The 18,238-nt window shown below is 42.8% G+C and carries 19 protein-coding genes and 4 pseudogenes; 18 read left to right on the forward strand and 5 right to left on the reverse strand.

The genetic code is table 11. The features are described from left to right. Window positions 1–592 precede the first annotated feature (592 nt). The 3 genes from V7K56_RS35550 to V7K56_RS35560 all read right to left on the reverse strand — a co-directional run bounded on the left by V7K56_RS35550 (window position 593) and on the right by V7K56_RS35560 (window position 3,984). On the reverse strand, window positions 593–3,043 hold the full coding sequence (locus V7K56_RS35550; RefSeq protein ID WP_334918643.1) for a two-partner secretion domain-containing protein: 2,451 nt from the start codon (window positions 3,041–3,043) through the stop codon (window positions 593–595). A 557-nt stretch (window positions 3,044–3,600) separates the two neighbouring features. Then, complete coding sequence (locus tag V7K56_RS35555) at window positions 3,601–3,786, reverse strand: hypothetical protein (protein WP_334918645.1); 186 nt, start codon at window positions 3,784–3,786, stop codon at window positions 3,601–3,603. A gap of 3 nt (window positions 3,787–3,789) precedes the next feature. Then, a complete protein-coding gene (locus tag V7K56_RS35560; protein WP_334918647.1) occupies window positions 3,790–3,984 on the reverse strand; it encodes a hypothetical protein in 195 nt (64 codons plus the stop codon). 616 nt (window positions 3,985–4,600) lie between these two features. On the opposite strand from V7K56_RS35560, the gene V7K56_RS35565 reads away from it, so the two are divergent. The 17 genes and pseudogenes from V7K56_RS35565 (at window position 4,601) to V7K56_RS35635 (ending at window position 16,112) form a co-directional block, all read left to right on the forward strand. After that, window positions 4,601–4,987 (forward strand): nuclear transport factor 2 family protein, encoded by a 387-nt coding sequence (locus V7K56_RS35565; RefSeq protein ID WP_334918649.1) that lies wholly within the window; start codon window positions 4,601–4,603, stop codon window positions 4,985–4,987. A gap of 48 nt (window positions 4,988–5,035) precedes the next feature. Then, window positions 5,036–5,974: an NAD-dependent epimerase/dehydratase family protein gene (locus V7K56_RS35570; RefSeq protein WP_334918651.1), complete on the forward strand. Its 939-nt coding sequence runs from the start codon at window positions 5,036–5,038 to the stop codon at window positions 5,972–5,974. 223 nt (window positions 5,975–6,197) lie between these two features. Further along, entirely contained in the window at window positions 6,198–6,605 is a 408-nt protein-coding gene (locus V7K56_RS35575) for a hypothetical protein (protein ID WP_334918653.1), read from the forward strand. A gap of 154 nt (window positions 6,606–6,759) precedes the next feature. Beyond that, entirely contained in the window at window positions 6,760–7,815 is a 1,056-nt protein-coding gene (locus tag V7K56_RS35580; RefSeq protein ID WP_334918655.1) for a catalase family protein, read from the forward strand. Between the two features lie 374 nt (window positions 7,816–8,189). Continuing rightward, a complete protein-coding gene (locus V7K56_RS35585; protein WP_334918657.1) occupies window positions 8,190–8,519 on the forward strand; it encodes a hypothetical protein in 330 nt (109 codons plus the stop codon). A gap of 43 nt (window positions 8,520–8,562) precedes the next feature. After that, window positions 8,563–10,149, forward strand: coding sequence for a GMC family oxidoreductase (locus V7K56_RS35590; protein WP_334918659.1), 1,587 nt, complete (start codon window positions 8,563–8,565; stop codon window positions 10,147–10,149). Between the two features lie 39 nt (window positions 10,150–10,188). Continuing rightward, a complete protein-coding gene (locus V7K56_RS35595) occupies window positions 10,189–11,007 on the forward strand; it encodes an MIP/aquaporin family protein (RefSeq protein WP_334918661.1) in 819 nt (272 codons plus the stop codon). Window positions 11,008–11,019: 12 nt separating this feature from the next. Then, window positions 11,020–11,460 (forward strand): DUF1622 domain-containing protein, encoded by a 441-nt coding sequence (locus V7K56_RS35600; protein ID WP_334918663.1) that lies wholly within the window; start codon window positions 11,020–11,022, stop codon window positions 11,458–11,460. A gap of 110 nt (window positions 11,461–11,570) precedes the next feature. After that, window positions 11,571–12,263 (forward strand): alternative oxidase, encoded by a 693-nt coding sequence (locus tag V7K56_RS35605; protein ID WP_334918665.1) that lies wholly within the window; start codon window positions 11,571–11,573, stop codon window positions 12,261–12,263. A gap of 62 nt (window positions 12,264–12,325) precedes the next feature. Continuing rightward, a pseudogene (locus tag V7K56_RS35610) lies at window positions 12,326–12,523 on the forward strand (ISLre2 family transposase); the annotation flags it as partial. Between the two features lie 817 nt (window positions 12,524–13,340). After that, on the forward strand, window positions 13,341–13,535 hold the full coding sequence (locus tag V7K56_RS37420; RefSeq protein ID WP_442940375.1) for a carotenoid oxygenase family protein: 195 nt from the start codon (window positions 13,341–13,343) through the stop codon (window positions 13,533–13,535). 31 nt (window positions 13,536–13,566) lie between these two features. Then, on the forward strand, window positions 13,567–13,914 hold the full coding sequence (locus V7K56_RS35615; RefSeq protein WP_334918666.1) for an NmrA family NAD(P)-binding protein: 348 nt from the start codon (window positions 13,567–13,569) through the stop codon (window positions 13,912–13,914). A 65-nt stretch (window positions 13,915–13,979) separates the two neighbouring features. Further along, on the forward strand, window positions 13,980–14,114 hold the full coding sequence (locus V7K56_RS37425; protein WP_442940376.1) for a DDE-type integrase/transposase/recombinase: 135 nt from the start codon (window positions 13,980–13,982) through the stop codon (window positions 14,112–14,114). Further along, the gene (locus V7K56_RS35620; RefSeq protein ID WP_334918668.1) at window positions 14,071–14,460 is read left to right on the forward strand and encodes a DDE-type integrase/transposase/recombinase; all 390 of its coding nucleotides are present in this window, start codon (window positions 14,071–14,073) and stop codon (window positions 14,458–14,460) included. The genes V7K56_RS37425 and V7K56_RS35620 overlap by 44 nt, the downstream gene beginning before the upstream one ends. 199 nt (window positions 14,461–14,659) lie before the next feature. After that, window positions 14,660–15,229, forward strand: coding sequence for a hypothetical protein (locus V7K56_RS35625; RefSeq protein WP_334918670.1), 570 nt, complete (start codon window positions 14,660–14,662; stop codon window positions 15,227–15,229). A gap of 5 nt (window positions 15,230–15,234) precedes the next feature. Further along, window positions 15,235–15,579 carry a hypothetical protein gene (locus V7K56_RS35630; protein WP_334918672.1) on the forward strand — a complete coding sequence of 115 codons (345 nt, stop codon included), beginning with the start codon at window positions 15,235–15,237 and terminating at the stop codon, window positions 15,577–15,579. Beyond that, complete coding sequence (locus V7K56_RS35635) at window positions 15,564–16,112, forward strand: hypothetical protein (protein ID WP_334918674.1); 549 nt, start codon at window positions 15,564–15,566, stop codon at window positions 16,110–16,112. Before V7K56_RS35630 ends, V7K56_RS35635 begins: the two co-directional genes overlap by 16 nt. 75 nt (window positions 16,113–16,187) lie before the next feature. Here the strand turns inward: V7K56_RS35635 and V7K56_RS35640 are convergent. Beyond that, a pseudogene (locus tag V7K56_RS35640) lies at window positions 16,188–16,995 on the reverse strand (IS5 family transposase). 328 nt (window positions 16,996–17,323) lie between these two features. Next, window positions 17,324–17,990 (reverse strand): annotated as a pseudogene (locus V7K56_RS37430) (ISH3 family transposase); the annotation flags it as partial. A gap of 29 nt (window positions 17,991–18,019) precedes the next feature. On the opposite strand from V7K56_RS37430, the pseudogene V7K56_RS35650 reads away from it, so the two are divergent. Continuing rightward, window positions 18,020–18,238, forward strand: a pseudogene (locus V7K56_RS35650) (hypothetical protein); the annotation flags it as partial.

Here is an 18,238-nt window from a genome sequence, read left to right on the forward strand (position 1 = left end):
CATTATCATACTTTTATTGGTTATCTTATAAAAATATATTTTCTTTATAATCTTAACAAAACACAACTATTAATTTTAAAAATTTTCTTAAATTAAGCTGTTTGAGTTTTTGAATGCATAATATCGATTTGCTTACACCCATACATACATAGAACTCAAGTTTCACTTCATCAAGGTCAATAATATATGTCAAGAGCTTCTACAATCCAACAAAATCATTCTCCTGAATTTGTAATTGCTACTACAATTACTGCTATTAAACATGATACAAAAAGAAGTAGTGAATTAGTTTTCGATAAAAATTATTTACACTCTCATACTTTGAGATTATCTAAATAAGGATATTATAGTGAGGCGATCGCATTGTTGAATGAACTACTTGACCGCGATTCTCATAATGCTATCGATTATAATAACCGGGAGTTTTTAGTTATCACTTGCATTTACAACTTGAAAGTTGGTTAAACGAACTATCATACAAATTCGTAATTCGTAACTAAGAAAGCTAATCTCAGTCTAGATTTAAAGATTTTAGAGAATTGGTTTTGTTTGGGCTTCTCTCAATCTTCAAGTCAGACAAAAGCAACTTGCATTATTTTTGAATAGCGGCGGCTTGGGATGGACAAGCTGCAATTGCAGAATTAAAAGCATTTGTCTGTGTAGCTATAGGTGCAGCAGCTGTTAACTCCACAGCACCAGAGTTGTTAATTACCCAACCAGTTGCTTCTACAATCGGGGTGCTGATTTGTTGAACTTCTAGGTGACGGTTTTTGTGCCACAGATTCCTCCCTAAATGTGGACTTTTTTCTACATTTGTATTCCTTTGTTCTTGAGGATTCAATGTCACCCAATCAACAGTTGCAGTTTGATTAGTGCCAAGTGCTTGTGTTGGTAAAGGTGGCAAACCGCCGCGTCCGGTGATGGTAAATGAATTTCCTTTATTTGCAGGACAGTCTTGAGCAATCAAACCAGACCGATCTACAAAATCGGCAGGTAATTGTACTAATCCCGAACTGGGATCTACATCGGGTGTATTAATTTGGACTGAACCATTCAACTGCTGATTTTTGCCTGTGGCAGTGATATCACTATTTGGAGTAGGTGCATCACGAAATTGAGTGCCAAATATCCCCGTAGCATTGATTTTTACATTCCCGCCCCGAAAGTCAGTAGAATTAGCACTGATATCGCTATTGACAAATGCGACTAAAATATCTGTATCAATGTTGATATTGCCACCAATAACGTTTTCTCCTGTAGCGTTGGTAGTGATATTACTATTGCCAGTCATTATCAAATCTTTTGAGTTAATGTTAATTATCGCCTGTTCCTTATTCGGGTTAACTTTAGCGCTGCTTGTAGTAGCGCTGAATAAAGCGTTGTTGTTTAAACGTATAGAGCGAGCATTTAATGTCATGTTGCCTGCAGTTCCTGTTCCGCGACTTTGCACGTTTACTGCTGCTCCATCTCGCACTAGCAAAGTATTAGTTTTAATAATTAAATCTCCCGCATTCCCTGTTGACTGTGTGAAAGCAAATAAACCACTGAGAGACTGATTATCAGTGCTTCTACCAATTAGTTGCACATCTTGAGCATCAACCCTCAAAGAACCTCCCTTGCCCGCACTACGTGTGCTAACATTTATCGTTGCCCCATCTCGCACTAGCAAAGTATTAGTTTTAATAATCAAATCACCCCCATCGCCTCTTGAGTTGAGCTTTGTAGAAGCAAACACACCACTGGCTCGCTTATTATCAGTGCTTGTACCAATCAGTTGCACATCTTGGGCATCAATCCTTACAGAACCTCCCTTGCCCGCACCACCTGTACTAACACTCACCGTTGCCCCATCTCGCACTAGCAAAGTATTAGTTTTAATAATCAAATCTCCCGCATCCCCTGTTGACTCTGCAGAAGCATTCAAACTACTGCCACGCTCATTATCAGCGCTTCTACCAATTAGTTGCACATCTTGGGCATCAACCCTCACAGAACCTCCCTTGCCTGCACCTAATGTAGTAGTAAATACCCCCGCCCCACCCAAAACTTGTAACGTGCTAGCACTGATATTGACATCGCCTGCCTGTCTGTTTGCACCTACTAGCACCAGATTAGCAATGGCACTCCTATTGTTAAGTTTTATTGCTCCCTTGGCATTAACCGAAACATTTCCCGCCTTACTATTATCAGAACTCAGTCCCCTGTCTGTGCCTGCACCCAGAGAACTCTCTCCTGTCATCTCTAAATTCCGGGCATTAACTACAATACTACCACCATTAGGTGCATATACATTTACTTCCGTACCCTTGCTAAGGAAAATGTCGCTTCTTTCAACACTATCAGGAAAACTTAAACTCAGATTATTACCATCTCCATTCAACCCAACTGTTCCCTCACTTGATAGCCCACCTAACTCGACTCGCCCTCCAAAAGCATACAAACCTCCACCATCCATTTTGATATCACCGCCTACCAACAGCAAACTCTTGCCATCTGGTACGCGCAAACCCATTGCTCTTTTAAATCTAGTGGATTGATTCAAACCGGAGAAAGCAACTGAGTTATTTTCGATGGATGCGGCACGAATTTGGTTAAATAGTAATGCCGTTGGATTGATTGTCAATAGTTGTGGAGTATTCGGATTTGTTGCACTGAAAAAACCTTGATTACCAAACCCAATTGCATTAGATGTAGTCGCCACAAACGAACCGCCAATATCCAACCGCGCATTTTGACCAAATATAATCCCATTGGGATTCATCAAGAACAGATTAGCTGTACCGTTGGCTCGGATTAAACCATCAATATTAGAGAGAGACTTTCCTGTCACTCGGCTAATAATATTTTGAATATTCAGGCTATTGTTAAAATCAGCTGTACTCCCAGTAGGAAGGGAAAACTCACTAAAGCTGTGGAATAAATTGCTTCCCACAGTAGTTCCACCTTCAATTTTTATAGTGTTGCCAATTTTTTGAACATTAGAATTAATCGGGAGAGTATTATCTGGGGCGATTTGAGCGTAGGCGCAGCCCATCGTAGACATTGCACAATTTCCAGCGCCAATTACTGCACTAGTAACAGCAATGTTTAAACATTTCAACAAGTTTAAGTTTCTCGTTACCCTCAACATGATTTTTATGCAGTTTTTGGATTGTGTATTTCACTTGAACAATCTTAAACATCTCGCCAGATCAATTTTAAGTTTTTATATAAAGTTGTTTTCTACATTCTCTGTTTGAAATAATTAAACAGCAATTAAACTTTTGATTAATACATTGGCATTTGTTGACTTTATTCAAGAAAGTTTATATTAAAATAGGCAAAATTAATAGTGTTATAAATTGCAATGTAACAAAGCTTAAGCAATGCTTTGGAGAATCAAAATTTCAAGTCAAGAGTTTAAAAATACTAAATTTGTAATATTTTTAACATCTATTGTAAAAAGTTCTTCAGTGAAGTAGTAATGAAACCTGAGGATAATAAACAGCGTTATCTTAAGAAGAAAAATTGCAAAAGTTTTTTGCTCATTAACTCAACCTGTTAATTTGGACAAGCTGCAATGGGTGTACCCCTACGGGGAAGCAAGCTACGCGTAGCGTCTCAAAGAGAAGCCCCGCTGGAGGCGATCGCGGAATTAAAAGTATTGGTATATGTAGCTACGGGTGTAGAGGCTGTTAGCTGCGCCACACCAGACTTATTTATTATCCAACTAGTAGCTTCCACAATAGTCGGGCTGATTTGTGGAACTTCTAATTTACGGTTTTTGCGCCCCAGACTTGGAATCAAGTGTCAGTTTTCCCCTACAGTTGTGCTTTTTTGTTCTTGAGGATTCAATGTCACCCAATTAACAGTTGCGATCGTCAAATCTCCACCTTGACCAACGCTGCCTTGATCCACTTGGGTAAAGATACTACTAGGGGTGATGAATAATGAATAAGATTCTTGACCATATAGGGAAACGCGATCGCGGGCATTGATATTCACACTGCTTGCATTTCCCTGTCCATACGTGTTGGAATATAGTAAAGTGCCATTGGTGAGAGAAAGCGACCCTGTAGTGATGTTGATATTGCCAACTTGACCGATGCTACCTTGCTACAATTCGCCATGTTCGACAAAAAGCTTACTGTGGAAGATAATCTGTTACCACTCCTGTGCGCTACGACGATACGTAAAGAAATTTTTTCTCACTAGCTGCATAATGTTGATTCGCTCACACCCATAGATTTATAGAACTAAAGTTTCACATCGTAATTTAGGGGCAAATGGAAAGATTCTTCATTGCTGGTGTCCAAGTGATGCCACCTAAGCAGATTTTGACAATTTGTAACTCTCTGTTTTAGTCTTGTCAACTAACCCAGAGAAATGAATCAAAGGAAATCGCCTCTTCAAGTTTGAGCTATAGCCGTAGTAACACAGGTTAGGACATAAGGATGGGGTGAATGCTAGAGTTAGCAATAGTTTTACCTCCTGCCCTCTGCCTCCTGCCTCCTGCTATAGCTCATAGAAACGATTGAAATGCAATCGCACAATCGAAGTGGGAGAAATGATTACAAACCTGGCAACCATTTAACCTATTGTGTCTAAAGGACGCTAAAGTATGTCAGTAAATTCTCTAGAAATTGTCAAGCAGGCTTACATTTACCTGAACGAAAAAGATATTCCTAGTTATTTTTCTTTAATGTCTCCTGACGTTGAGTTTTACCAAACTGAAGAACTCCCTTGGGGCGGTCACTATCGTGGCTTTGATGGAAGCAAGGTTTTTTTTTCTAAGTTTTTTCCATTAATTGATTCTTCAGTCGAGATATATAATTACATTCAAGCTGGCGATAAAACCGTTGCGATCGGCAAAACGAGTGGCGTAGCAAAGCAAACTGGAAAAAAATTCAGTTGTAACTTAGCTCATATCTGGACAATTCAAAAAGAGAAAATTGTGCGACTAGAGGTTTACATCGACACTGATGTAATGAAAGCTGCCATAGCATAAGTTAAACAAAATGTAAATGTTTCACAAGCTTCAACAGGAGGTTCACAAATGAAAATTTTTGTTGCAGGCGCAACGGGAGCGATCGGTCGTCCGCTAATCGCGCAATTGCTGGCAAAAGGACATGATATAGTTGCGTTGACCCGTTCTTCAGAAAGAGCCAATGCTTTGGCCGAACAAGGTGTGGAATTGGCGATCGCAGATGTATTCGATGCAGAAGCTGTCAAAGCTGCTGTCGTTCGCGCTCAACCGAAAGTGGTGATCGAACAACTCACTGCTCTACCCAAAACTTATACTGGCGAATCGATGAGTGCAGCAGCACCACTGAACAAGCGTCTTCGTAAAGAAGGGGGTGCTAATGTGCTGGCAGCAGCGCAAGCCGCAGGCGTACGTCGTTACTTGAGACAATCGATCGCATTCTGGGCGGTTCCTGGTACTGGATTGGCAGATGAAGAAACACCGCTATCCTTGGATGCTTCACCCGCAGTTGCAGCAGATGCACGTACAGTGAATGAAATTGAGCATCGCTTACTCGAAACGCCTAATATAGAAGGAATTGCCTTGCGTTATGGCTTCTTCTACGGCCCTGGCACTTGGTTTGCCCCCGATGGCGACGTTGCTCAACAGGTACGGCAGCAACAATTCCCGATCGTTGGGAATGGCGAAGGTGTGTGGTCGTGGTTACATATTGAAGATGCAGCGATCGCTACAGTTGCGGCAGCAGAGCGAGGCAATCCTGGTGTTTACCTGATTACCAACGATCAACCCTTAGAGGTGCGCGTCTGGCTCTCTGCTTTTGCTCAATGGCTCAATGCTTTGCCGCCGCCGCAGATATCGGTTGAGGATGCTCTGCGAATCGGTGGTGCTGATGCCGTCTACTACGGTACTCAGATGCGAGGCGCATCGAATGCCAAGGCAAAACGTGAATTAAATTTTCAGCCGCGACCTTTGGAATGGATGGTTGACACTGCTGTTGCTCGTGCAAGCTAACTCACATAAGTTGACCAAAAAGTTATAATACCTCACGTTTCTTCATAGAATCGTCTTCTCGTTCGTGCCCGCCTTACAGCCCTTTGGGCATTCTACAAGCAGGCTAGCATGTACTTTGTTCATTCCTTTAGCGGACGCTAAACCAAACTGTAAAAGGAATCTGCGTTTCTACTGCTATCGATGAATGATGTCTGTTAAAGTTTTCTACTTAGGAGGAATAAATATGAAGATTGCTCAATATGGGACAACTATTGTAGTCATCCATGCGATCACCAACGGACTGCATGGTTTAGCGCATGTGGAAATCCCTGTTGGCCTGTCTGTGCTTCAAAGTTCGTTTGTGGTTTTTGTAATTTTTTTGACTCCCATCGTTGCAGCCGTTTTACTTTGGACACAGTTCTACCGCCTTGGTAGCTGGCTGCTGCTCTTTTCAATGGCAGGATCACTGCTTTTTGCAATTTACAATCATTTAATCGTAATTAGCCCCGATCATGTTTCTCAAGTTTCCTTTGCAGGTTGGGGCTTGCTATTTCAAGTTACAGCTATCCTAATATTAATTGTAGATGGATTGGGATGTTGGATTAGTGGATGGGCATTGAAAACAATCCAGCAACCAGAGGAGGTCTTATGAGTTAGTAACTATCATCGTTCTCATAGATTGCAGCACTGGAAGAAACAGCACTGCGAACTAGCAATCGACAAGCAGTTAGAGTTTATAAAGTCTCATCTGCAACCGTCATTTTCTCAGTCTTAAAACACTCACAATCAGGAGAGGAGAAAGAACCATGAGCCAATCTAATTTATCCACTGCTGTCCCAGAAGCGGCTACTGATACCATCTTGGACACTGCTGCCCAAGAAGCAGCTACTGATACCATCGTGAATATCGATCTCAAAGTTCAAGCTGAGAAGGGCCCAGACCTGCGAAAAGACCATCCTAAAAGTCATGCCTTAGTTTGGGGAGAGTTCAAAGTTGAGGAAGATATTCCGGAATCGTTGCGGGTCGGTGTCTTTGCTCAACCCAAAACCTACCCGCTTTGGATGAGACTCTCCAATGCTTCCTCCGCACAAAAGCGCGGTAAACTCGCGTCAGACCTCGATCCCGATGTTCGGGCGCTTGCCATTAAACTTTTACAGGTAGAAGGTGAAAAAGTTCTGGATGATGAGCAGGAAACCCAAGACTTTTTGCTGATTAATTATCCAGTGTTCTTTGTGCGCGATGCCCAAGGGTTTGCTAACCTGACCAAAGCAAGCGTCGGTCAGGCAAATGAAGAAGAGTTGCGATCGCTAGCACCCACTTTTGAAGTCCTCAAAGCGGTTACGAGCATACAAGTGGCGAATCCGCTGCTGATCCAATATTGGAGTACGACTCCCTATAAACTTGGCTCTGTGTCGATCAAGTTTTCTGTAAAACCTCATCAGCAAGATACTCCCGGTTCGCCTCCCACTTCCGAGACTTACTTGCGCGAGGCAGTCGTCGAATACCTCACAGAAAAGGGCAAAGATGCAATTTTTGACTTCTTGGTGCAGCTCTACGTTGACGATGAAAAAACTCCCATTGAAAATCCCATGCAAGAGTGGAAGGAGGAAGACTCACCTTTTATTAAGCTTGCAACCATCACAGTTCCTGCTCAGAAATTTGACTTCGAGGAACGGAAGCGGTTGGATGAGGGGCTATCGTTCATGGCTTGGCACACCCTGCCCGAACACGAACCTCTGGGTAGCGTCAACTTAGCTCGCAAGAAGGTGTATCAGGAGATCGTCAAGGCTCGGCGGAAGTACGCACAACACCGCATCGAAGAACCGCAAGCCCACAGTTCAATTTTGGACGATCCTCAGTAATTGTTCGCTTTACCGAAAAAAGGCAGAGGGCAGAAAGTGAGTCCAGTCTCCATCTTGGCTTCTGCCGAGAGGGGAACTGGCGAACCCGAAGGGCAGAAGGAAAGAAGTATTAATAGAAACTTTTAGTTATGGGTCATTGCCCATTTTAAAAGAAAGAATTATACCAGCGGAAAACGCAAAGGTATAAAGCGTCCTTGTTTCAATCCCACGTTTTTAAGCGTCGGTGCCTTCTGCCTTCTGAACTCCTTCTGCCTCATTACAAACCAAAGTATCTGAACATTGAGAGCGATCGCTAAATTCCTTCAAACTTGAGCTAGCTCATAAACGCGATTAAAACACCGTTGCATAATCAAAGCAAATAAACAAAGAGAACAATGAAAACACTACTCAAAAGAGGCGCATTGGTTCTGGCTCCCATGATTGCGGCTATTTTACTTTGGACACGGTTCTACCGCATTGGAATCTGGTTTTTGCTCAATGCATTGATAGGTTCGATCTTGGTTTCAACATACATTCATTTGATTGCCATGAGTCCCGCTCATATCTCTCATGTTTCTTGGGAAGGTTGGGGTTTGCTCTTTTACGTTACTGCCATTCTCAGCTTAGTGATAGATGGATTGGGCTGTTGGCTGTGTGGGCAAGGACTGAAATCGATTCGACAGTCACAAGAGATTTTGGCAGATAGTGGCATAGCACAGATTTGATGTGTTCCAAAAATCCATGACAGACAATAAAGGAGAAAGAATCATGACTCACTATGACTATATTGTGATTGGTGCCGGGTCGGCAGGCTGTGTGGTTGCTAATCGTTTGACCGAAGACCCTGACACGACTGTGCTGTTGCTCGAAGCGGGCAATCCAGATACAAAACCAGAAATCCAAATCCCGTTGGACTGCACAACCCTACCTGGCACTGAAGTGGACTGGGGATACTTCTCTGAGCCAGAGCCGTATCTAAATAATCGCAAAATCTTTTGTCCTCGTGGCAAAGTCTTGGGAGGCAGCAGTGCAATTAATTTCTTGCTCTATATCCGGGGCAATCATCACGATTATGACCATTGGCAGTCATTAGGCAATCCCGGTTGGTCGTACCAAGATGTATTGCCCTATTTCAATAAATCCGAGAATCAGCAACGCGGTGCTTCCCAATACCACGGTGTAGAAGGCGAGTTGAGTGTTACCGATATCATTTCTCCTGCTCCAATCTCCCAGAGATTTATAGACGCATGTATAGCAATGGGATATAACTATAATCCTGATTTCAATGCTATGCACCAAGAAGGTGCGGGCCCTTTTCAGTTCACGGTCAAGGATGGTAAACGGCACAGTACGGCAGCTGCATTTCTCCTACCTATTCTCGATCGCCCAAATTTGACAATTCAAACGGGTGCATTAGTGACTCGGTTGTTGTTTGAGGGCACTCGTACCGTTGGGGTGGAATATTTGCATGAAGGAATGCTACACCAGGTTAGGATCAACAAAGAAGTGATTGTGAGTGCGGGCGCGTTCGATTCGCCTAAGTTGCTTATGCTATCCGGTATTGGAGATGCAGAACAATTACAACCAATGGGGATTGATGTCGTGGCTAATTTACCAGGGGTCGGTCAAAACCTGCGAGATCACATTTTCGTTGCTGTGCCGTATGAGTCCACTCAGAACTTGCATACAGCAAACACCAGTAATGGCATCGCTGAAACTGGATTGTTTTTGCATAGCGAGGCTAATCTAAATGTTGCGCCAGATTTAGAGCTGATCTTTGGGCCGATTCTCTGGGCACCTCCTGGCTATCCTAATTCTGGTGTCGGCTTTACAGGTCTAGTCGTTTTGAATCATCCCCAAAACATTGGTAGCGTCAGTTTGCGTCCTGCCGAAGGCAGCAGCGCTTCACTATCGCCCGAACCTAAAGATACACCGATAATTCGATTAAACTATCTGCAAAGTCAATCCGATGTGCAAAAGCTAGTTGACGCGATTAAATTGATGCGCCAATTGCTTCATAACAGTGCCTTTGATGAGTTTCGCGGTAGGGAAGTTGCTCCTGGTGCTGACGTGACTAGCGATGAAGTCCTTGCAGCCTACGTCCGGGAAACGTGTGGTACGGTGTTTCATCCGATTGGCACCTGCAAAATGGGAACTGACCCAATGGCAGTTGTAGACCCCGAACTGCGGGTACATGGAATTGAAGGGTTGCGTGTCGTCGATGCATCCATCATGCCAACTCTAATTACGGGACATACGAACGCGCCTACAATTATGATCGGTGAAAAAGCAGCCGACTTAATTAAAGCAGCAAGTAGCGTTTCAAAGCAACCACAGACAGCAATTGCCTACTAACTCGCTCATGTGTAAATGTGTTGACAAAACTCATCAACTATGTATTCTAGGGTTCAGAATCAGTGGCATTGGCGCGAATACTTTGCAGAATTCCTCGGAGCTGCTTTCAATATTTTAATCGGTTTGAGTGCAATCGTTTTTAACTTTGGGCATGGTTTGCCAATGGAAAAGCTTGTGCCTGATTCAAGCATTCGGCGGCTAATTACGGGACTAATTTTTGCTGGAAGTGGAGCGATTGTAGCCGTTTCTGGGATCGGTAAACTGAGTGGTTCTCACATCAATCCTGCTGTCTCACTCGCATTTTGGATACATGGCAAAATGCACCTTAGAGATTTCATTGGCTTTGTAATTGGACAATTTCTGGGAGCGATCGCTGCCGTTTTACTGCTCGTGACTCTATGGGGAGATTATGCCAGAAGCGTTAGTAACGGCATGACGCTACCTGGGTTGAATTATCCGCTGTGGGTTGTATTTTTATCAGAAGTCACGATTACATTTGTGTTGGTATTGACGATTTTTATCTTTGTCAGTCATTATCGGCTGATGCGCTGGACACCTTTAGTCGTTTGGCTGTTAATTGCCGGGATGGTATGGCAAGAAGCTCCAATTTCGGGAACAAGTCTCAATCCGGCGCGGAGTTTCGCTCCGGCACTGATCACAGGAAATTGGCATCATCAGTGGATTTATTGGATTGCTCCGCCAATGGGTGCTGCGATCGCGGTGGGGGCGTTTCGGCTAATTGCGTTAGAAGAACGGGATGTTCTAACTGGAAAGCTCTATCACACTTTTGATTACCCCAGTATTTTCAAAAATGTCAAACTGCCTCATTTCCAATATCACCCTCACTCGCACAAATGAGCTTAGATGGGTATGTCAGTTTATACTGCTTGGATAGCCATTGCCTTAAACTCTGATGCAGAACACACCTCTGGGTTCACACTTTTAGCAGAAAGATTATTGCAAGAATTTGCAACGTTTTTGAAAGTTTTTCTAGAAGGCATTGCAATTTTAACAGTTGCGATCGCACTCCTTCTCACCCTCCGAAAAATCTTGCGTTTCTGGAGACGCGATCGGGTTCTCCAAGAAACGATCCGTTTAGAACTAGGAGTGGTGTTGGCCTTAGCGCTGGAATTTCTATTAGCTGCCGATATTGTCGGCACAGCTATTTCCCCCTCGTGGGATGCAGTGGCAAAACTTGCAGCGATTACTGGAATCCGTACCTTCCTCAACTTCTTTTTACAACGAGAAGTACGAGAATTACAACAAACAGCCTACCCTCTTGATGGCAAAGTCAGTGAAAAACTGAAATGAATTAGTGGTCTATGTACTAACACCGTTGAGTTAAGGCTAAAACTCTTTGTCAAAGTCAAATCTCGAAATCGGCTAATCAGTAATGTATTCTGATTTTGGAGGAATCCACCATGAAAGTTTTGATTCGAGCGATCGTCAGTTTTTTCGTATTCATTGTAGATGTCGTGTACGGAAATCGTTCCTACGCTCGGTTTTATATGTTGGAAACCATCGCCCGCGTTCCTTACTTTTCTTATCTATCGGTGCTGCATTTTTATGAAACGCTGGGTTACTGGCGCAAAGCTGACTTGTTGAAAGTTCACTTTGCTGAAACCTGGAACGAATTACATCATTTGTTAATCATGGAATCACTGGGGGGCGGTCGCCTCTGGATTGATCGCTTCATCGCTCAACACGTTGCTGTGGCTTACTACTGGGTGGTTGTACCGATTTACATGTTGTTTCCCGCTTACGCCTACTACTTGATGGAACTAATTGAAGGTCATGCCTACCACACCTATGACGAATACTTGCAAACCAATGAAGCCCAACTGAAAGCTCAAAAAGCGCCCCAGGTTGCAATTAACTTCTACCGCGATGGCGATCTGTATATGTTTGATGAAGTTCAGACTGCACCAGGTCATGAATTTCGCCGTCCCAAAGTAGATAATTTATACGATGTGTTTGTGAACATCCGTGATGACGAATGCGAACATGTGAAAACTATGGTGGCACTCCAGAAACCAGAAGCACGGTTAACCTTCAAAAGTCCCCATACAGTTTTTGAAGTGACAAAAGTTTTATCGAGCCAAGCAGAGGTTTGACCAAATAATTACTAATTCGTAATTAACCTGCTCTGAAGAAACAAGGCATCGTTGCCGCCCATCAGCTACCACTTGGTAGTGGTGCAGTTGAAAGTTTAATTCGTCAAGCTGTTAACTTACGTATAAAGGGAAACGGTAAGTTTTGGCTTCAAAATAACGCAGAGATTATGTTACATCTGCGATGTCAATGGATAGCTGGAAGTTGGAACAATTTTTGTGACTCTATTTTTAATTCTTTCCTTAACTCCAGCAGTGCTTGAACAATTTATACATAAACTCTCTCATTACCAGCTTATTGTGATAATTAATACTTAGTATTCAAGCGGAATTATTACCAAATTACCTACCAGTCATCTTTTTGAAATAACTCATTAAGATTAATTGTTGTGCTTACTTAGGATATTATACGTCAAAAAAATAACTTTTTACTTAGCTATATATTTTAGCGATCGCTCGTTTTTTGTCTGACTTCAGAAAATCGCGTTGCTCCCGAATAAACTTGCTTATCTCCTCTCTTTTTGCCAAATTGGGATGCTCCCTGACCAGGTGCTTAAAAATCATTTCCCAGTAGCCTCTCCTAGCACACCAACTCTGTATCACCCGCTAATTGTACGTGTACTTCTTATACTAAATTAACCTGCTGTCCCAGCTTAAGTCGAATGTTAACGCACTATATCTTGTGGAACTGGCTTAGAACGACTAGCCTCGCCTGACAAGCTTAAGTCGAATGTTAACGCACTATATCTTTACTAGTCAAAACCGTTCGCTTAGTGAATACTGAATATGTAATTTACGCCTAATGTGAATTAGGAAAAAAGGCGGGAGAAGTAAGAAGATGAAAGTTACCAGCTGTCGGTTAACAGATTGTTTGTCACTTTAACAGATTAATGTCGTTTTCTCATAAACTGCTAAAGTCAAGTCGGCTTTAAGGAGTTCTAATTTTTTGAACATTCCTCACAAGGCACTGATTAATGATGGTGGAACGCCCAGCCAGAGCTGATCGCATCAACAACTGAAAACCTGACATCGTATAATTTTCTCTTTTGATGACATCAATCTGTTAAAGCGACAAACAACCTGTTAACCGACAATAGTGCTAATCTCACTGAAGAACCAGGCTGGTTGCTAACAGAGGTATTGAATGGGTACACCAAAAAGAGCTTCCTCGCGATTTTTGCTGCCGAACATCTATCGGATGGTTCAATTGCAATCGCACATTTGAGGCACCATGTGCCATTTAACTTTCACGGCTACTGGTTCAGTGCGTCATGATTTGGTTCTAAGAGTTACAAGGAGTTACCCAATGCCAGCTTACGTCACCTCTAAGATCTTCGTCATCGGCGGCACCGGTGCTCAGGGCATGCCCGTGGTCAGCAGTTTGGTCGCCGACAGGAAATACTCTGTTCGAGTCCTGAGCCGCGACGCCAACTCCTCGCGCGCGAAGGCGCTTCTCGCCCTTGGCAATGTAACCATCCTCGAAGGCACGTTCGCCGACGAAGCGGTGCTGCGGGAGGGATTTCGGGGATGCGACGGCGCCTACATCAACATCGACGGATTCAACACCGGCGAGAAGACCGAGACCTACTGGGCGATTCGCTGGCAGAATGAAGAGTGGAAGTCGATCATTCTACGATCCATCGGTGGGTGTTGAAGTACGCGCCAGAATTGGACAAGCGCATTCGACCTTATCTGAACCCAACCAACGATTCGTGGCGTGTGGATGAAACGTACATCGAGATCAAAGGAGAGTGGAAATGTTTGTATCGCGCCGTCGATTCTAACGGAATTACGCTGGATTTCATGCTGAGTGCGAAGCGGGGAATGGAAAGGCGCGGCACGCTTTTTTCGTAAAGTGTTGGGAGTGAAGCACACTCAGACTCCACGGGTAATTACGGTCGATAAAAATGCCGTGTATCCGGTTGCGATGGATGAGTTGAAGCAGGATAAAACGTTAAAAGCTGAGACCGAATTACGGCAAAGCAAATATTTTAACAACATCATTGAGCAAGACCATCGCAACGTGAAACGGATTGTAAACCCGATGATAGGATTTCAATCGTTAAACGCGGTAAGGAGGACTTTGAGAGGGATTGAGGTGATGAATATGATTCGCAAAGGACAAGTGAAAGGAATCAACCAAGGGGACAGTGTATCTCAGGCAGAATTTATCAATAAAATCTTCGGAGTGAGTGCTTAAAGAAATACGAACGAAACCCGTTCGTTTGTCACTTAGAAATTTTTGCAACAGAATCGCTGAGACTTCAACAGGACATAGATAGTTTGCAGGAGTTTATGCATGACTGCCCCAATCGCCTGCATCTTGGTTTTTCTTACTGCCAAGAGGCGATCTCGCGAAACGCCATATAGAACTGTCCTCAATTTGATTTCACAAGCCAATGAACAGAACCAACGCACAAATCATTTCGACGGTGTTCAATCCAGTGATTGACCCAGCTATTACTTTTTTACTCCTGATATGGGCAGATCAACAGTTGAATCTTTCTAAAAAAGTTGAGTTTTTAGCAATTGCCGATCTGTTTACCACTGGTTTAATGATTTTGTGTCTCCTCATCTTCATTCGTTTTGGGCTAATTAGTTCGCCAGATATTCCTAATCGCCGACAACGTTTTCTTCCCCTGGTGGTGGCTGCAATTGTACTATTCATTGGTCTTCTCGCTTTATCTTTTGTTCATGCCCCTGACTTGATCCAGACTCTTATGAGGTGCTATGCCACAGAAACTTTAATCGTTGCCATCATTTCCTACTGGTGGAAAATCAGTATTCACACTGCAACGATGGGTTGCTCTTTAGTAGCACTGACTGTTCAATTTGGCGCGATTGTACTTCCCTTCTATCTACTACTGCCACTAGTTAGTAAAGCACGAATTGTGCTGGAGCGACACACGATCGCCCAGACGATCGCAGGTGCATTTCTGGGCATTGTTCTAACCACGATTCAACTTTAGAACTTATGCCTACATGCATCAGCAAGCTGTTAGACTATCGTCCTCAATGGAATGACGCACCAATGAGTATCCCTAAAACAAGCTTTTCTGGAAGTGGCTGGCTGATAAACCATCTGCGGTTCTTTAGTAAAGCCCTAAAGCTGTCCAGCAGTTCTTGTATTATGGCTGGAGGAATTTTACTCGCATCAAATACCTCAATTAGCGGCTATGGATTTTTGGGTTTGGCCCTAAGTTCCAGCCAACTGCTAATCGCTAGCTTGCTGGAGCGCAATCACACTATGGCCTTCTATACTGCCTCTTTATTTTTCTTTGTCGATTGCTTAGGAGTGTATCGGTGGCTGTTAACTTGATTGCGAGTCTAAGTGCTGAAGCAGATCAGCTAACCCTAAAACAAGCTTATTCTGCATTAGAGGGCGATGAACAGGCAGACATCCCTTTTCTAGTTTGGTTGCTAGAGAATCCTGGCAGTTTTCTAGCATTACCCGGAAAGATCAATTTGCGTAATCACGATTATGTTCACATCCTACTAGGACGAGAGCAGTCAGCTCAAGATGAAGCCTTTATCCTTGGATTTACAATGGGAAATGACTTGAAGACAAAGTGGTTTCACCTAGCAATATTCAAGTTTTTTGCCCAGTTCCTCTATCCTAAAGCCTATCAATTTTGTCGAAATGATCTAGAAGCGTTTGATTTAGGCTTCGCCTATGGCAGAAGACTTAAAGTTAAACAGCTTAATGAGTTTAATTTTGCCGCCTATGAGAATGAACCAATCAGCTCTATAAGACAGCGATTGGGCATTGATGTAGACGAGATTAAGCTCTTACGGCAATTTGAGTTTTGGTTGATACCCGACGCCAGTACGTCCCAAAAGCTGTTCAATTAGTGAGAGACTGGCAGACGCTAGTAAATGAATAAATTCGTGTACTGATCAGAGGACGTTTTAGGGCGTGTTTTCAAACTATAACCACAACAGAATGAAGGCGATCATTATCATGGCTGTATAATTTACAGCAAGTTTTTCATATCGGGTAGCAATGCGGCGAAATTGCTTGAGTCGGTTGATAGCACGTTCAACTGTTCGTTGCGTTGACGATAGATTTCACGGCTAAAAGGGCCGCGACGTGGTTCATTTGATAACCGTGGTATGGTCAGACGGATACCGCGACGGCGCAAGTAATTACGTATGCGACGACCAGTGTAACCTTTGTCTCCAACCAGTCTTAAAGGTCTCACACGCGGGCGACCTCGCCCAGAACGTTTGACTGCACCTTGTGACATCAATTGTTCGGTGAAAAATCGACTCATTACGATGGCCTGGACTAAGGATAAAAGTAATCGGCTTACCTTTACCAACGAAAACGTATGTGTATTTTTGTACTGAAACCACCACAAGAACGACCTAGTTTCTCATCTTCTTCTCTTCGAGACGCTACGCGAACACCCCCTTTTTTCCACCAGCTGTGTGAGTCGTGGGCGCGGATCACTGTTTCATCGACGTAATGAATTTCCCAATCAAGTTTTCCTTGTTCGTCAGCGAGTGCTTGCAGATGTTCTAAGATTTGGTTCCAAATTCCGGCTTTTTGCCACCGATAGAACCTTGTTGCCGCACTCTCCCACTTCCCATAACGTTCTGGCAAGTCTCGCCACGGCGCTCCGGTTCTCAGTATCCAAAGAATGCCATTCACAACTGTGTGATGGTCATTATTTGGCTTGCCTGTGATCGGTTTTTGTGGTGGTAGTAGGCGTAGAGCTGGCGAAGCTGTCATCAGGTACAAACTAAACGGTTTAGTTTAAAAAAGCTCTAAAATTTCATTTATTAAGGTTACAAGTAATAAATAACACTAATATTCTCATAACTAGCTTTAAGATTCAGAATTCTTAGATGCCTTATATGGAAAGCCACAGTAAGGACAAAAACGAAATTTTAAAGAGGTAATCGGCTCATTACACCTCGCGCAACTAGTAGACCGAAAAGTTTTGCGATCGCTAAAAAATAGTAGTCTGTGATACCGTTTATTTAGGAATGTAGAACAGCCGATTTCGAGAGAACAACTATAACTTGAACTTATAGAAATAGTGGCAAAACGACCAAAATTAGCCGGACGGTAAATAAATTTCGCAGGCTACTCCATAGTTACGGTCTATACTTGGTGTAAAAATTCAAGCATCTGTTTGAGAGTAAATAGATGAGAAAAAACTTGTCTAGTACTTCTTTTTAAACGGCTAATATAATGCCATACTAGATAAATCCAAACATTAATAATTAAGAATGCCAAAGCTACAAATAAAAGCCGAATTGTAGGATTTTTAATAGTAGTTTTGATGCGACACTGGTTTTTCATACGATAACTACTCTCAATCCCAAAACGCAGACGATAGTCATCATGTATAATCTGTAAAGTTAACTTAACTTTATAAACAGCGTCAACAAAAAATTCCCGACCATGCTCTCGTCTTTTACCATTTTTATATGTGCAAACTATCCACACACTAAAAGTTACTGAACCATATTTATCGCTGTTTAAGTGTAACTAGTTTTGTAGCTACGCCTATCTCTAATTAATTGTTTAGTTTCTCCATGCTTGCCTCGAATAATAGCTGGCATTTCAAATGGAATATCTAAAGCTTGTAACCATCTGATGACAGGCACACAGAAGAACTCACGGTCTAAATATAATCGTTCAATCTTCAAGTTTAAAGGCTCAATCAATGCTAAAAGATACGTGATAATTGCCACCAAAGTGTTCTGTTGCTGAACATAATATACTGATATCTAAAAGCACGGCATTTTTGCAGAAATCCACTGGCTCAGGTATTCTTGACAGAGCGATCGCAAAACTTTTCGGTCTACTGAATGTACTTTTTCTTCGACATCAGTGTTTAGTATCTTCTGTGACTATTGCTTTTAAGGCGTTGTTGGGAATCTCACGTTGGGCAGGCATTGGTGGCAGTTATCGGACGATGTTGCGGTTCTTTCATACAGTAATTCCTTGGGCGACGTTGTTTTGG

It is taken from the genome of Nostoc sp. (assembly GCF_036917535.1).
In the GTDB taxonomy this organism is placed as follows: Bacteria; Cyanobacteriota; Cyanobacteriia; order Cyanobacteriales; family Nostocaceae; genus Nostoc.

Excerpts from the sequence above, each read along its gene's own strand:
- V7K56_RS35550 (WP_334918643.1), bottom strand. The coding sequence starts at position 3,043 with ATGTCTACGATGGGCTGCGCCTACGCTCAAATCGCCCCAGATAATACT.
- V7K56_RS35565 (WP_334918649.1), top strand. The coding sequence starts at position 4,601 with ATGTCAGTAAATTCTCTAGAAATTGTCAAGCAGGCTTACATTTACCTG.
- V7K56_RS35570 (WP_334918651.1), top strand. The coding sequence starts at position 5,036 with ATGAAAATTTTTGTTGCAGGCGCAACGGGAGCGATCGGTCGTCCGCTA.
- V7K56_RS35575 (WP_334918653.1), top strand. The coding sequence starts at position 6,198 with ATGAAGATTGCTCAATATGGGACAACTATTGTAGTCATCCATGCGATC.
- V7K56_RS35580 (WP_334918655.1), top strand. The coding sequence starts at position 6,760 with ATGAGCCAATCTAATTTATCCACTGCTGTCCCAGAAGCGGCTACTGAT.
- V7K56_RS35585 (WP_334918657.1), top strand. The coding sequence starts at position 8,190 with ATGAAAACACTACTCAAAAGAGGCGCATTGGTTCTGGCTCCCATGATT.
- V7K56_RS35590 (WP_334918659.1), top strand. The coding sequence starts at position 8,563 with ATGACTCACTATGACTATATTGTGATTGGTGCCGGGTCGGCAGGCTGT.
- V7K56_RS35595 (WP_334918661.1), top strand. The coding sequence starts at position 10,189 with ATGTATTCTAGGGTTCAGAATCAGTGGCATTGGCGCGAATACTTTGCA.
- V7K56_RS35600 (WP_334918663.1), top strand. The coding sequence starts at position 11,020 with ATGTCAGTTTATACTGCTTGGATAGCCATTGCCTTAAACTCTGATGCA.
- V7K56_RS35605 (WP_334918665.1), top strand. The coding sequence starts at position 11,571 with ATGAAAGTTTTGATTCGAGCGATCGTCAGTTTTTTCGTATTCATTGTA.
- V7K56_RS35615 (WP_334918666.1), top strand. The coding sequence starts at position 13,567 with ATGCCAGCTTACGTCACCTCTAAGATCTTCGTCATCGGCGGCACCGGT.
- V7K56_RS35625 (WP_334918670.1), top strand. The coding sequence starts at position 14,660 with ATGAACAGAACCAACGCACAAATCATTTCGACGGTGTTCAATCCAGTG.
- V7K56_RS35630 (WP_334918672.1), top strand. The coding sequence starts at position 15,235 with ATGCCTACATGCATCAGCAAGCTGTTAGACTATCGTCCTCAATGGAAT.